Annotated in this window: 13 protein-coding genes and 1 riboswitch; of the genes, 11 read left to right on the top strand and 2 right to left on the bottom strand. The window is 41.2% G+C overall.

Annotated elements, in window-relative coordinates; genetic code table 11:
• Positions 1-18: 18 nt before the first annotated feature.
• Together ispE and J1N51_RS02920 are read right to left on the bottom strand one after the other, a co-directional pair.
• On the bottom strand, positions 19-894 hold the full coding sequence (gene ispE / locus J1N51_RS02925; RefSeq protein WP_208832505.1) for a 4-(cytidine 5'-diphospho)-2-C-methyl-D-erythritol kinase: 876 nt from the start codon (positions 892-894) through the stop codon (positions 19-21).
• A complete protein-coding gene (locus tag J1N51_RS02920) occupies positions 894-1,538 on the bottom strand; it encodes an outer membrane lipoprotein LolB (RefSeq protein ID WP_208832504.1) in 645 nt (214 codons plus the stop codon). The genes ispE and J1N51_RS02920 overlap by 1 nt, the downstream gene beginning before the upstream one ends.
• Before the next feature lie 140 nt (positions 1,539-1,678).
• Between J1N51_RS02920 and hemA the strand changes: the two genes are divergently transcribed.
• The 11 genes from hemA to J1N51_RS02865 all read left to right on the top strand — a co-directional run bounded on the left by hemA (position 1,679) and on the right by J1N51_RS02865 (position 14,134).
• Positions 1,679-2,929: a glutamyl-tRNA reductase gene (gene hemA, locus J1N51_RS02915; protein ID WP_208832503.1), complete on the top strand. Its 1,251-nt coding sequence runs from the start codon at positions 1,679-1,681 to the stop codon at positions 2,927-2,929.
• Positions 2,926-4,011, top strand: coding sequence for a peptide chain release factor 1 (prfA, locus tag J1N51_RS02910; RefSeq protein ID WP_208832502.1), 1,086 nt, complete (start codon positions 2,926-2,928; stop codon positions 4,009-4,011). Before hemA ends, prfA begins: the two co-directional genes overlap by 4 nt.
• 6 nt (positions 4,012-4,017) lie before the next feature.
• Positions 4,018-4,902, top strand: a complete 885-nt coding sequence (gene prmC / locus J1N51_RS02905; RefSeq protein ID WP_408635875.1) for a peptide chain release factor N(5)-glutamine methyltransferase — start codon at positions 4,018-4,020, stop codon at positions 4,900-4,902.
• Positions 4,903-4,992: 90 nt separating this feature from the next.
• Positions 4,993-6,537, top strand: coding sequence for a response regulator (locus tag J1N51_RS02900; RefSeq protein ID WP_208832501.1), 1,545 nt, complete (start codon positions 4,993-4,995; stop codon positions 6,535-6,537).
• Between the two features lie 140 nt (positions 6,538-6,677).
• On the top strand, positions 6,678-7,037 hold the full coding sequence (locus J1N51_RS02895) for a SirB2 family protein (RefSeq protein WP_208832500.1): 360 nt from the start codon (positions 6,678-6,680) through the stop codon (positions 7,035-7,037).
• A gap of 26 nt (positions 7,038-7,063) precedes the next feature.
• Positions 7,064-7,867, top strand: a complete 804-nt coding sequence (locus J1N51_RS02890) for a tetratricopeptide repeat protein (protein WP_208832499.1) — start codon at positions 7,064-7,066, stop codon at positions 7,865-7,867.
• A 27-nt stretch (positions 7,868-7,894) separates the two neighbouring features.
• On the top strand, positions 7,895-9,136 hold the full coding sequence (locus J1N51_RS02885; RefSeq protein ID WP_208832498.1) for a DUF819 family protein: 1,242 nt from the start codon (positions 7,895-7,897) through the stop codon (positions 9,134-9,136).
• Between the two features lie 50 nt (positions 9,137-9,186).
• Positions 9,187-10,050 carry a 3-deoxy-8-phosphooctulonate synthase gene (gene kdsA, locus J1N51_RS02880; RefSeq protein ID WP_208832497.1) on the top strand — a complete coding sequence of 288 codons (864 nt, stop codon included), beginning with the start codon at positions 9,187-9,189 and terminating at the stop codon, positions 10,048-10,050.
• Positions 10,051-10,101: 51 nt separating this feature from the next.
• Positions 10,102-11,220 (top strand): beta-ketoacyl-ACP synthase III, encoded by a 1,119-nt coding sequence (locus J1N51_RS02875; protein WP_208832496.1) that lies wholly within the window; start codon positions 10,102-10,104, stop codon positions 11,218-11,220.
• A gap of 150 nt (positions 11,221-11,370) precedes the next feature.
• Positions 11,371-11,545, top strand: a riboswitch (Lysine riboswitch).
• Between the two features lie 79 nt (positions 11,546-11,624).
• Entirely contained in the window at positions 11,625-13,007 is a 1,383-nt protein-coding gene (lysC, locus tag J1N51_RS02870) for a lysine-sensitive aspartokinase 3 (RefSeq protein WP_208832495.1), read from the top strand.
• A gap of 17 nt (positions 13,008-13,024) precedes the next feature.
• The gene (locus tag J1N51_RS02865; protein WP_208832494.1) at positions 13,025-14,134 is read left to right on the top strand and encodes a biotin/lipoyl-containing protein; all 1,110 of its coding nucleotides are present in this window, start codon (positions 13,025-13,027) and stop codon (positions 14,132-14,134) included.
• Positions 14,135-14,139: the final 5 nt, after the last annotated feature.

Here is a 14,139-nt window from a genome sequence, read left to right as displayed (position 1 = left end):
AGACTATTTCTCTAATGTTTATTGGCCAAACAACGTTTGGTGCGTTGGTGAAATGTTACAGCCTTTTGCAACAAATCCAGCCAGTTCGACAGGCAGCCGACGAAATATCTCATTTGCTTCGTCTTGCGAACAAAATTCAGCAAAAACACAAGCGCCAGTGCCAGTCATCCTGGCCGGGCCATATTCTAACAACCAGTTCAATGATTTGGCAACGGTTGGATAGCCTTTAATCACTATGTTTTCAAAATCATTTTTAAACTGTGGATCAACAGCTTGGTAGTCTATTTCTGAAAGGGGGATTTTGGCTGTATCCCTGGGTAGGGAATCCGAGTTAAAAAGCATAGCTGTGTTGACATGAGCATCTGGAGTTAGAACAACATACCAAGCTTCATTAACCGGATAGGGCGTTAAATGTTCACCAACACCTTCGGCGATTGAAGACTCTCCGCGTACAAAAATTGGTACATCTGCGCCCAATTTAAGACCTATTTCTTCCAGTTGTGGTTTTGACAATTGAAGTTGCCAGATTTCATTTAGCGCCAACAAAGTCGTCGCCGCATTTGACGAGCCTCCACCGACTCCGCCGCCCATAGGTAACACTTTATTGAGGTGAATATGAATGGGTTGCAGGTGTTGAGGCTTATCACGTAAGCTATTTATTTCAACCAGTGCATTACGCGCTTTAATAATTAAATTGTCTTCAGTTTCTAGTTCTGGATTGTCACAAGTAAAAAGGTGTTGGTCAGACTCGGAAAACGTCATGGTGTCGCCGTAGTCTAAAAAGTGAAATAAGCTCTGTAATTCATGGTAGCCATTGGGTAAGCGCCCATTGATGTGTAAAAACAAATTGAGCTTGGCTGGCGATAGTAACGTCATTGGCAAAACAAGACTCATTAGAACAGGTCCCAGTTATTAATTCTTAGTTTGATGCGGTTAAGTGATGAGCTAATTTGAATTTGGCTAGGTAACCAAAGGCCATCGACAGATTGGTATTGCTGATAATGTACACTCCAGCTCGAATTTATAGGCATTTTTGTTGGTACTTTTGTTGGCAGTGGTGTGGTAGCTGAATTTGGACTAAAGACAAAGCGCTCTGGTCGACCCGAAGTGAACTTTTGTAGGTTGAATACACCACGGCCTTCAACCCGGCCAATAAGCCATTTTGATATATGCTGCAATGGTAGTGTTTGTCCTGTTAATGATTGTAATAACAGTTGGGGATCATCACCGTTGTGTTCTTTACCATCTACATATACGACTGCGTTATTCTCATTTACTTTTAAAGAAAACACATCAATACCCAGAATTGTCGAAACAACAAATTGATAACCGGACTCAGAACGACGCCAAAAAAAGTAACCTGATTGTTTGTCACTGCCATTAACCAGCAGGATTTTTCCAGATGCCGTGTAATTGCCTATTTCGGCGATTGATGTCGGTTTTTTTAGTGGCACAGAACCCGTTACAGAAGGGCGAGTTGTACAACCTGCGAGGACAAAAAAACAACAAATTAAAAGTCCCAAACGAAAGATTGACATCAAATATCCTTAATTATGTTAGATAACCTAGTGTATTCAATTATATCTATCACAATAATCAAGGGAATAGACTTTTAAATACTTTGGTATTTTCGTAGAATTGCATGCTTTTTCAAATCTGAGACCATTTTAAGCTAAATATGACCGTTCTTGCACTAGGTATAAACCATAAATCTGCTTCCGTAGAGTTACGTGAACGTCTTGCGTTTACGCCGGAGCGATTACCTGAAGCGTTAAAAACGATAAAAACGCAAACAGGTTGTGAAGAAGCTGTCATTTTATCTACTTGTAATCGCACCGAGATTTATTGCTTTGGAGAGCAAGCAGATTCAAACAACTTGGTAGATTGGTTAGCAAACTTTCATGGCGTAGCTCAAAGTGAATTGGCTGAGCATGCATATATATACAGAGATGTTGATGCCACCAAACATTTGATGAGAGTGGCTAGTGGGTTGGACTCAATGGTTTTAGGTGAGCCCCAAATCCTGGGCCAGGTGAAACAGGCATATCAACAAGCAAGAGCAATTGGTACGGTCCAGACTTACTTCGAACGTATGTTTCAACAATCTTTTTCAGTTGCTAAACAAGTACGAACTGACACTGACATTGCCGTTAATGCGGTATCTGTAGCGTATGCTGCGGTAACCTTGGCGAAACAGGTCTTTGGAGAATTCAAAGGTAAAAAAGTTTTGCTGGTAGGTGCCGGTGAAACGATAGAACTTGTTGCCAAACACATTTTTGAACAAGGTGCGACTGATATTGTAGTTGCCAATAGAACACTGAGTCGAGCAGAAGGGATAGCAGAGCAATTTAACGCTCGAGTTTGTACTTTGAGTCAAATTAGTGAAGAAATATTGACGGCGGATGTAGTGATTAGTTCAACCGCAAGTACTCTACCTATTATTGGCAAAGGCCTGATTGAAAATGTGTTCAAACAACGCAAACACAGGCCAATGTTCTTAGTCGATTTGGCTGTACCAAGAGACATAGAACCTCAGGTAGCTGAGTTAGAAGACGCCTACCTTTACACAGTCGATGATTTACAAGAAATCGTAGCAAGTAATATGCAAGCGCGCTCAGAGGCTGCGGCAGAAGCCGAGGTGATTATTGATGGTAAGGCCACGATTTTCGCTGATTGGTTGAGTGCGTTGGATTCGGTAGATCTAATCAAAGAATACCGAACTCAAAGTCTTGCTATTAAAGATGAATTATTAGGGCGAGCTAAGAATCAACTTCAGGCGGGCAATGACGCTGAGTTGGTGTTAACTGAGCTGGCTAACAAACTAACAAACAGACTGATTCATGCTCCTACTTCCGCACTGAAAGAAGCGGCAGAAAAGCAGAGTAAAGATGAATTAGCGATACTTAAATCCGTATTGGGGATCCAATGAAAGAATCAATTTTTAGAAAATTAGAAGGGTTAGTGGAGCGTTTTGAAGAGATTCAAGCGTTATTAAGTGACCCGGAAGTCATTTCTGATCAAGATAGATTTAGAGCGCTTTCTAAAGAGTTTTCAGACCTTGAGCCTGTAACTAAGGCATTTACAGAATTTCAGACCGCCCAAGAAAACCTTGAAGACGCTAAGTTAATGTTGGAAGAAGACGACGCAGAAATGCGTGAGATGGCCAACGAAGAAATTAAAGCTGCGAAAGAAGACATTGAGCGATTGGAAGAAGAGCTGCAAGTTCTCATGTTACCTAAAGATCCAAACGACTCTAATAACTGCTTTGTAGAGATCCGCGCAGGTGCCGGTGGTGATGAAGCAGCCATCTTTGCGGGTGACTTATTCCGTATGTACAGCCGTTACGCTGAATCTAAGCGTTGGAAAGTCGAGGTCATGAGTGCCAACGAAGGTGAGCATGGTGGATACAAAGAAATCGTAGCTCATTTCACTGGTGATGATGTTTACGGAACAATGAAGTTTGAATCAGGTGGTCACCGTGTACAACGTGTTCCTGAGACAGAATCACAAGGACGCGTTCACACCTCTGCATGTACAGTTGTGGTCATGCCTGAAATTCCAGAAGCAGAAGCGATTGAAATTAACCCTGCCGACCTAAAAATCGATACATATCGGGCGTCAGGTGCCGGTGGTCAGCACGTTAACAAAACCGATTCAGCGGTTCGTATTACTCATATACCAACGGGTATCGTAGTTGAATGTCAAGACGAACGTTCTCAACACAAGAACAAAGCGAAAGCAATGTCTGTCTTAAGCGCCCGTATGCAAGCGGCTGAAGATGAAAAACGCAGTGCAGAAGAGACCAGCATGCGTCGTAACCTGGTTGCAAGTGGTGATCGTTCGGAACGTGTACGTACCTATAATTTCCCTCAAGGACGTATGTCAGAGCACCGTATTAACTTAACTTTGTATAAGTTAAATGAGATCATCGAAGGTGATTTAGACTGTGTATTACAACCGCTAATGACGGAATATCAAGCCGATTTATTGGCGTCAATGTCAGAAGAATAAGTCGAGTTGAATACCTCAGACAAAAATAGCGATGGTCAGTCCCTCAAGACCATCGCTTTTGTTATTACACAAGCTGCGCAACTTCTTTCTGATGTCTCTGACACCGCAAAGCTCGACGCAGAGATATTGTTGTGTCACGTATTACAGCAAAACAAAACTTACCTGATAACTTGGTCAGATCGACAATTGACGGAGCAAGAGCACTGTCAATTTAATATTTTGGTAGCAGAACGCCAAAAAGGCAGGCCAGTTGCTCACCTCATCGGTCACCGAGCGTTTTGGACATTGGACCTTGAAGTAAATGACAGCACGCTCATTCCTAGGCCAGATACTGAAGTCTTGGTTGAGACTGTGTTAGCAGAGCTTGGTGAACACAATATAAATCAGTCGTTGTCAGGCTTGGACTTAGGTACAGGGACCGGAGCCATCGCTTTAGCCTTGAGTTATGAATTACCAAACTCTCATTGGTTGGGTGTTGATTTTAATCAACAAGCCGTTGAATTATCAAAGCGCAATAAAAAACGCAATAACATCGATAACTGTGACTTTGTACAAAGTGACTGGTTTACCAATGTACCACCACAAAAATTTGATCTTATCGTTAGTAATCCACCATATATTGACCCAGACGATATACACCTAAACCAAGGCGATGTGCGGTTCGAACCTTTATCTGCGCTAATAGCTAAAGACAAAGGACTGTCAGATATAAAGCATATAGTAAATGCAGCGACAGAGTACCTTAAGCCTAATGGACTGTTAGTGATTGAACACGGTTACGATCAAGGCAAAGCAGTACAGGCGATCTTTATCCAAAATAGATTCACTAAGGTAAAGACGATCAAAGACTTAGGCCAAAATGATCGCATAACCATTGGCTATTTTTTGTAATTGGGTTACTCTAAAGTTAGAGGAAAAAGATACTGTCAATATCGGGGTTTGTGGCAGTCGTTGTTCTAATTTTATTGGAGTGCGATCAGAATGGCTGAGGATTTTTTATTTTCAGGGGAAGAAGTTGAAGAGGTAACTCAACCTACGATTGGAACCTGGAAGGTATTAATTGTCGATGATGAACCCGAAGTTCACGCAGTGACGAAACTGGCATTAAGTGATTTTACCTTTAGAGATAAAAGCCTCGACTTTTTAAGTGCCTATTCTGGCACAGAAGCAACTAATCTACTCAAAGAACACTCAGATATCGCGATTGTTCTGCTTGATGTTGTAATGGAGACTGATGACGCCGGCCTTAAGGTTGCCGACTTTATTCGTAATGAATTAGAAAACGACAGTATCCGAATTATATTGAGAACTGGTCAACCCGGCCAAGCGCCCGAGCGCCAAGTGATCGTAAATTACGATATCAACGATTATAAATCCAAAACAGAACTCACAGCGCAAAAGTTGTTTACCGTCATAATGGCAGGGCTGCGTTCATATAGAGACATTATGTCTTTGCGAACCACTCAAGATGGTTTAAAGAAAATTATATCTGCCTCTTCCGATATTTTTAGTGTGCATTCGATGGAGCAATTTATCGATGGTGTCATGATGCAGTTAACTTCAATATTAGGCTGTGGTGAAGAACAAGCTATGTACGCCTCTAACAGCTTAATGGTAAATTGCCAACCTACAGATTCTGATACAGAACTCAAAGTTGTAGCGGGTCAAGGTAGGTTTGGGGCTGTTGTTGGCAAACGCGTTAGCGAAATTTCCGATATTATTAATGATGAACTGCAGGGGGCATTTGCTGAGGCGATAAAACGCAGGGCTATTGTTTATCGTGGCAACTATCTTATCGCATACTGTCACAGTAAATTTAGTACGAATTCGCTGTTGTTTGTTTCTGGCATACCAACAGATTTGAGCAACAACAAGCGGGATTTGGTTGAGTTGTTTGCCCAGAACGTCCAAGTAGCATACGAAAGTATTCAACTAAAAATTGAACTAGAAGCCTCCCAAACAGAGCTCCTGCAACGCCTTGGTGGTGCGATAGAAAAACGCCTAAACGATCGTGGTGAGCACATCTACAGGGTTGGCCAAATTAGTGCAATGCTAGCTGAATTATACGGTCTGTCCAATTCTCAAATTGAACTTTTAAAGCGTGCCTCCGGTTTACATGACACCGGAAAAATCCTTTTAAGTGACGATATTTTAAAAGCGCCAAAGTCGTTAACGGAAGAGCAGTGGCAAGCGGTTAAACAAGCGCCAGTTGAAGGGTATAAAATTTTAGCAGGCTCTGAGCGCGAATTAATTCAAATTGGCGCAATCGTCGCGCAACAACACCACGAACATTGGGACGGTACAGGATACCCCGATGGTTTGTCAGGCACAGATATACATATTTACGCTCGAATCGTCTCTATTGCCAATGTGTATGATTCGTTGCGCAGTAAGTTAGTGTATAAAGATGCTTGGTCTCACGAAAAAGCCATCGAATACCTCTTCGAACAAAGCGGTAAAAAGTTTGATCCAAAGCTGATTGAGTTATTTGACCGCAATCAATCTAAGTTTTCTGCACTTTATTAATCCTTTGCAGAAAAACCATTTCAAATCTGTTATGATCGCCCGTTGCTGATCGAAGATCAGCAACCCAACAGAATTCCTTAACCAGGTTAATCCGCGAAAGGGTTTGGCCTCAAAAGAATAAAAATAGACGGGGAAATTTTATGTATATGGGATTGAAACACGCACACCTAACCTTTGTACTGTTAAGTGTTGTTTTGTTTTACTATCGCTTTTTTGCTATCCAGATTCAGCAAAAAGAGTTACCTAAGTTTTTAAAAGTGCTTCCACATGTTATTGATACCGCATTGATAGGTACTGCGGTGGGCTTGTGTATTGTTTTACAACAATATCCACTCGTCGTTACGTGGTTGACCTTTAAAGTTTTATTTGTAATTGGATATATCGTATTTGCCGTTTTTGCAATTAAAGCATCACAAAAGTCTAAAGCGATCCAATGGTTGTCTGCGGCGTCTGTGTGCTTAGTTTTGGCTGCGTTTACCGCGATTACAAAAATGGCATAATGCCACTATCAAATTTAAGAGAGTTTATGTCTGCAAATTGGTTTTTATCACTGGATAAGAACAGTGATATTTTGTTTGAAATACTTGAACTAGAAAAAAACTGGCAATCTGCCATAAGCCCAGAAAAAGTAGAGTTGAGTCTCGATTTTTATGTAGAGCAGTTGTTACAAGTGTTAGACGGCGAAGAGCTTGGTCAGCAAAGCCTGTATCGTGTATTGGATGCGATTTACGATGAATTGGCTTTTTCTGGTCCTGGTATGCAGCAATTACCTGAGTCTGCTCTTAGCTCATTAAGCTACTGCATTAGTGCCCGTACCGGTAATCATATGACATTAGCTGTGGTCGTCTCGTATTTATTAAAGCAACTTGGTTTTAATGCATTTATTGCTGAATTGGAGTCAGATGTCACTTTAGTGGTGATGTTAAACAATGCGGAAATGATTGTTGTGGACTCCATCACGGGTGCAACAGAATATTTAATTACGAGTGACGACTTAAACGAAAGCTTCGTAAATGGCTTAGCGTCTTTCGCTAAACCTGTGCCTAATGACGAATTGATCAAAGAAATAATCAGTGAACAAAAGCTTTGTTTGTTAGCTGAGGGTCATTTAGAGGAAGCCTTAGCTTGTGTTGAAACTATGATGGAAATGCTACCTGAAGATCCATACGAGCGCAGAGATAGAGGCATCGTTTTACAGCAATTAGACTGTGAGCAATGGGCCAAAGAAGATTTAAAGTACTTCATAAAAGCATGTCCGAATGATCCAATGGCAAGCTTTTTTAAAATGCAATTGGAGGAGCAAGTCCTTCCGGTGCATACCATCCACTAAAAAAGATAATTAACAGGGTTGGAATTTATGCCAGTTATTCAAAATGAAGCAACGTTATTAGGCCTAATTGCTGTGATATTAGGTCTGGTGTTTTATACCAGTAAAAGTGACCATCCATTTTTTCAGAAATTTTATCGATTTGTTCCAGCATTATTGCTGTGTTATTTCATTCCATCGTTATTTAAAACGTTTGGGCTAGTCAGCCCAGAAGCGACCGCTAACATATATTATGTAGCATCAAGAATTTTATTACCTGCCTGTATCGTTCTTTTAACGATAAGCGTTGACCTACCAGGGATTTTAAAATTAGGCCCTAAAGCCATGGTCATGTTTTTAACGGGTACTTTAGGTATTGTAATCGGTGGACCTATTGCACTGTTAATCATGAGCGTATTTTCACCTGACCTTTTAGGTGGAAATGGTCCTGAATCAGTGTGGCGAGGAATGACGACAGTCGCAGGGAGCTGGATTGGCGGTGGAGCAAACCAAACCGCAATGAAAGAAATTTACGAAGTCGGTGATACTATTTTCTCGTCTATGATTGCTGTCGATATTATCGTGGCTAATATATGGATGGCTGTTTTGTTATTTTTATCCGGTAGTGCCAAATCCATAGACGCAAAATCAGGTGCTGATACAACTGCGATCGCCAAGTTACAAAATGACGTGGAAGAATATCAAAAGAATAACGCTCGTATCCCAAATCTAAATGACCTGATGGTTATTTGTGCCATTGGCTTTGGTGTAACAGGTATTGCACACATATTTGCAGATGTAGTCACACCGTTCATGCAAACTAACTTTCCTACACTAGATAAATACAGCTTCCACAGTAAGTTTTTCTGGATGATTGTGAGCTCAAGTGCAATGGGCATCGCATTATCATTTACAAAATTTAGAAAAGTTGAATCGGCAGGGGCATCTAAAGTAGGCAGTGCCTTCTTATATTTCTTAATAGCTGCCATCGGTTTAAAAATGGATATTACTGCTATCTTAGATAGCCCAGTGTACTTTGCGCTTGGCGCGATTTGGATGCTAGTCCATGCGACATTAATGCTTTCGGTTGCTAAGCTTATCAAGGCTCCTTTGTTTTACATGGCAGTAGGTAGTCAGGCCAATGTTGGTGGCGCAGCATCGGCGCCGATTGTCGCTTCAGCATTCCATCCTTCGCTAGCACCTGTAGGTGTGTTACTCGCTGTGTTTGGTTATGCGATAGGTACATTTGCCGCTTGGTTCTGTGGCCAATTGTTACGCACGATTGTAAGTTAATTTTCCCTGATGCTCCGCATCTATTACGAATTTAAAAAAGAGAAATTTGAATGACAACATCGACGAATACTCAAATCATTAACATTGGCAAAGACATTGAGCTTGCTAATGATAAGCCGTTTGTTTTGTTTGGTGGAATGAATGTTTTAGAGTCGAGAGACCTCGCTTTAAAAATTGCAGAAAAATACAAAGAAGTAACTTCAAAACTTGGTATTCCATATGTTTTTAAAGCGAGTTTTGATAAAGCCAATCGCTCTTCGATTAATTCTTATAGAGGTCCCGGCCTAGAAGAGGGCTTAAAAATATTTGAGGAAATTAAGCAACAGTTTGATTTACCTATCATCACCGATGTTCATGAGCCACATCAAGCACAACCTGTAGCAGAAGTTGTAGATATTATTCAGCTTCCTGCATTTTTAGCGCGTCAAACTGATCTTGTTGTATCTATGGCTAAGACAGATGCCATTATCAATGTTAAAAAACCGCAATTTTTAGCACCTCATGAAATGCGCCATATTATTAAGAAATTTAATGAAGCAGGTAACGATAAAGTTATTTTATGTGAGCGAGGCAGTCAGTTCGGTTACAACAACTTAGTTGTAGATATGCTGGGTATGGACGATATGAAGAAAATGGCACCAGTTATGTTTGATGCGACTCACGCCTTACAGCGCCCAGGCGGGAGAGCTGACTCTGCGGATGGTCGTCGTGCCCAAGCCGCGGAATTAGCACGAAGCGGAATGGCACTTGGTCTTGCAGGTTTGTTTATCGAAGCACACCCTAATCCAAACGAAGCGCTATGTGATGGGCCATGTGCACTGCCATTGGACAAGTTAGAGGGTTACCTGTCGCAAATGAAACGAATCGATGACTTAGTTAAGTCATTTGAGCCACTAGATACAGCAGCGAATTAAGTTTGCAGTCATTGCTTTTAATAACAGAATGTGAAGTTAAGTAGGTTAAATATGTCATCAATCGTGATTTCGGGTTCAGGTCTGTTTACCCCACCTCATAAAATCAGTAACCAAGAACTTGTTGATGTTCTAAATGCCCATGTAAGTGAATACAACGAGCAATATGCGGAAGAGATTGCAGCTGGAAAGCGCGCGGAAAAGAAACCTTCAAGTGTTGAGTTTATCGAAAAAGCCTCAGGGATTAAGTCTCGTTATGCAATGGTAAAAGAGGGTATAACTGACACCCGTATTATGCACCCTAAACTAACCAAAAACGCACCGACAGAGCCACCAGAAATGGTGTTGATGGCGGTGGAAGCAGCGAAAGATGCGTTACGTCAGGCGAACAAACAAGCTGACGAAATCGACATGGTTATCTTGGGGTCATCCAATATGCAACGATCGTATCCGGCTATGGCGATCGAAGTTCAGCAAATTCTTGGCGCTCAAGGGTTTGGTTTTGATATGAACGTTGCGTGTTCTACGGCTACATTTGCGATAGTCAATGCCTACAACGCAGTAGTCAGTGGCACGGCAAAATGTGTTTTGGTTGTTAACCCAGAATTCACCACACCGCAATTGGACTACACTAATCGTGACAGTCACTTCATCTTTGGCGATGTTGCAACTGCGGTTGTAATTGAACGTCAAGAAACAGCAACGAGTGACTCACAATTTAAAATTGTTAACACTCAACAATTCACTCAATTCTCGAATAATATTCAATGTAATCACAGTTATGTTGATCATTGTTACGACGAATTACCTGAAGACAATTCATATTTCTTCCAAGAGGGGCGAAAGGTGTTTAAAGAGTTGTTGCCTATCGTCACATCAACCATTAGCGGACATTTAGAACAAAACGGCTGGACGGTTGAAGATGTAAAACGCATGTGGTTGCATCAAGCTAACATCAACATGAATCTGTTTGCTGCTAAAAAACTTCTAGGTCGAGAGCCTGAGTTTTTGGATGCACCTTTGATCTTAGATGAATATGCTAATACTGCTTCTGCAGGCAGTGTTGTTGCGTTCCACAAGTACAAAGACGACTTCCGGGCAGGTGATAAAGGGATACTTTGTAGTTTTGGAGCCGGGTACTCTGTTGGTTGTATTAGTTTAGAAAAAGTATAATTGGTTGTTTAAAAATAATTCTGCTGACCGAGTCTCAGAATTATTTTTGTTCAGTTTACTTTGCATGCAAAATAGCATTTGACTTTTTACTCTAATTTTTTTGTAATAGCGACTAACTCGTAAAGCTACGAGTCACGTTGCAAGTATTTGCAACACAGAAGAGGTGCGATGTTCAGGTAGCAAGTTGGAGAAGTCTCAACTTCTAAGAAAACTTGTGAGGGGTTCATCGCCGAGGGATACGTTTGTTGAGATAGACGTATTTCGGCTGTCTGAATTGAGTTTCAGCAGTTGTCACCATGTTATCTGGTGGAGCGCTTCTGGTTAGTAAGTTCATGAACTGCAATCGCAGCCAATCACCTTATAACCTGATCCCTCCCCATTATTACTTTAATTTTGGGATAAAAATGTCTACACAAACTCGTCTACACGTTGCTAAATTTGGCGGAACAAGTTTAGCCGATCACGCTGCGATGCAACGCTGTGCTAATGTTGTTTTAAACGATTCGTCTATCAAAGTTGTTGTAGTTTCAGCGTCTTCAGGTGTTACTAATTACCTTGTTCAATTAGCTAACCGACAAACCGAAACACTCGAGCAAGCCGATATTATTGAGAGTATCAAAGCCGTTCAGCTTGAAATCATAAATAAACTAAATGATCCATCTAAAGTATTAAAGACCGTATTAGCGATATTAGACAATCTACAACACGCGGTTACCGAGCTTAATAACTTATACAGTAACAAGGCGGTAGATGAGATATTGTCATTTGGTGAACAAATGTCGAGTGTGATATTTAGCCAAGTATTAAACGAATCCGCTGCATTAAGGGGATTAAGTCAGGGATACGCTCGAGCTTTTGATGTTAGGGCTGTGATGAGAACAGACAGTAACTTTGGCCATGCTCAACCGCAAATCGACGAAATTGCTCAGCTTTCAAATGAGTTATTAGCGCCTTTATTATCTACTCAAGTAATCGTTGCGCAAGGCTTTATTGGCTCGGATAAGTTTGGTAACACAACAACACTAGGTCGAGGAGGAAGTGACTATTCGGCTGCTTTATTATCAGAAGCGTTAGGTGCAAATGAAGTTCAAATATGGACCGACGTGCCGGGGATTTATACTACTGACCCTCGTATCACTGGCCATGCAAAGCCTATGTTAGAACTTAGCTTTAACGAAGCAGCAGAATTGGCTACTTTTGGCGCAAAGGTACTTCATCCAGCGACGATACTTCCAGCAGCGAGAGCCAATATTGATGTTTTTGTTGGTTCAAGCGTTAACCCAGAGTTGGGTGGGACTTGGATCAAAAAACAACCCTCCGCACCGGGAATTCGTGCAATAGCGTTGAGAGAAAACCAAACGCTATTGACGGTCAGTAGTCCTGCGATGTTACATGCAAGTGGCTTTTTGGCACGTGTATTTGCGATTCTTGCCAAACATGACCTTTCGGTTGATTTGATCACCACATCGGAAATTTCGGTTGCATTAACTATAGATAAAGCACCAAATGAGCATGTTGCTGTTATTTCTGAAGAGTGTTTAGCAGAGTTAAGCGACTTTTGTTCTGTAAAAGTTGAGACTGATCTAGCACTAGTAGCTGCAATAGGTAATCACAGTATTACAGAAACAGGAAATGATAGTGCGAGAAAGCTTTTTCAGTCGTTATCGTCTCACCCTTTAAGAATGATCTGCCATGGTGCAAGCATTCACAATATTTGTTTTTTGGTCCACCAACGCAACGCCAAATCGGTAGTGCAATCAATCCACGATGATGTTTTTTCCTTATAGGCTAGAATTTAGTGACTATGAATATTTCAAAACAAATGGTGACTCTTAATCAGGATATCGCCGGTCAAGAAATTGGTATCCCAGTTTACGATATTGACTGCGGTCAACCAAATTGTAAAACGGTCTACATCCAAAGTGCAGTGCATGCAGCAGAGATGCAGGGCAGTGCGGTGATTTACCATTTGATCCGAAAACTTAAAGCGCTAAAACTTAACGCGAATTTTGTTCTAGTACCCAATTGTAACCCGTTTGGACGTACTCAAAGAGCTGGTGAGTATCTGCAAGGTAGGTTTGATGCTACTACGGGTAATAACTGGAATCGTTTTTATCACTTTGACAATGAAATTGTTGGCCGGTTTATTTCGGAGTTTGATGAGCAGCTGGCCGATTGGTCCGAAAAACAGATCGTCGATAAATTCCGTCTGTTTTTATTGGATAGCTTAAACAACAAATTAAACAAAGACTGGGGCGTAAACACCGCGCAGTTTTTAAATATTAAATTACAAGAGATGGCTTCTAAAGCTGACATGGTGTTGGATCTTCACACAGGACCATCTTCTACACGACACATCTATAGCCCTGAGTTTCTTACTGAAGAAGCTCAATGGTTTAATATTGAGACCGTTTTATCTATTCCAATAGAATTTGCAGGAGCACTAGACGAAGCCAGTTTTACGCCTTGGTATAGACTTAAGCAAGCATTAAAACAACGGGGTTTAGATTTTGATTATCACGTTGATGCATTTACTATCGAATTGGGATCCCAAGAAAATATTTGCCTTGCACAAGCTAGTGACGACGCAAATGGCGTTATTCAATATCTCGCTAAAAAGGGCCTTGTTGAAGGACAAGAAAATATAACGCCCAAGACTGTGGCAGTCGTTCCACTTAGTAATTACAAAACGCTATTTAGCCAGCACGCTGGAATGGTCGAATACATAAAAAAAGCGGGCGACAAAGTACAAAAAGGCGATGTTTTGGCGCGGGTGTTAAATTCATTGGAGTTTGATAATGACTCTGCGATTGTTAATATTCATGCGCCACAAAGTGGAACCGTAATCTTACATTATCCATCAGCTGCTGTTCAGGTTGGCACTCAATTGTATAAAATTGCGGTAGAATCCTAACGTAA

This window comes from Psychrosphaera ytuae, assembly GCF_017638545.1.
Lineage (GTDB): Bacteria > Pseudomonadota > Gammaproteobacteria > Enterobacterales > Alteromonadaceae > Psychrosphaera > Psychrosphaera ytuae.
The sequence above is the reverse complement of the archived record's forward strand: the minus strand, read 5'-3'. Positions and strand labels throughout refer to the sequence as shown.

What these genes read in the sequence shown, in the direction of transcription:
- ispE (WP_208832505.1), bottom strand. Translation starts at nt 894, where the DNA reads ATGAGTCTTGTTTTGCCAATGACGTTACTATCGCCAGCCAAGCTCAAT.
- J1N51_RS02920 (WP_208832504.1), bottom strand. Translation starts at nt 1,538, where the DNA reads ATGTCAATCTTTCGTTTGGGACTTTTAATTTGTTGTTTTTTTGTCCTC.
- hemA (WP_208832503.1), top strand. Translation starts at nt 1,679, where the DNA reads ATGACCGTTCTTGCACTAGGTATAAACCATAAATCTGCTTCCGTAGAG.
- prfA (WP_208832502.1), top strand. Translation starts at nt 2,926, where the DNA reads ATGAAAGAATCAATTTTTAGAAAATTAGAAGGGTTAGTGGAGCGTTTT.
- J1N51_RS02900 (WP_208832501.1), top strand. Translation starts at nt 4,993, where the DNA reads ATGGCTGAGGATTTTTTATTTTCAGGGGAAGAAGTTGAAGAGGTAACT.
- J1N51_RS02895 (WP_208832500.1), top strand. Translation starts at nt 6,678, where the DNA reads ATGTATATGGGATTGAAACACGCACACCTAACCTTTGTACTGTTAAGT.
- J1N51_RS02890 (WP_208832499.1), top strand. Translation starts at nt 7,064, where the DNA reads ATGTCTGCAAATTGGTTTTTATCACTGGATAAGAACAGTGATATTTTG.
- J1N51_RS02885 (WP_208832498.1), top strand. Translation starts at nt 7,895, where the DNA reads ATGCCAGTTATTCAAAATGAAGCAACGTTATTAGGCCTAATTGCTGTG.
- kdsA (WP_208832497.1), top strand. Translation starts at nt 9,187, where the DNA reads ATGACAACATCGACGAATACTCAAATCATTAACATTGGCAAAGACATT.
- J1N51_RS02875 (WP_208832496.1), top strand. Translation starts at nt 10,102, where the DNA reads ATGTCATCAATCGTGATTTCGGGTTCAGGTCTGTTTACCCCACCTCAT.
- lysC (WP_208832495.1), top strand. Translation starts at nt 11,625, where the DNA reads ATGTCTACACAAACTCGTCTACACGTTGCTAAATTTGGCGGAACAAGT.
- J1N51_RS02865 (WP_208832494.1), top strand. Translation starts at nt 13,025, where the DNA reads ATGAATATTTCAAAACAAATGGTGACTCTTAATCAGGATATCGCCGGT.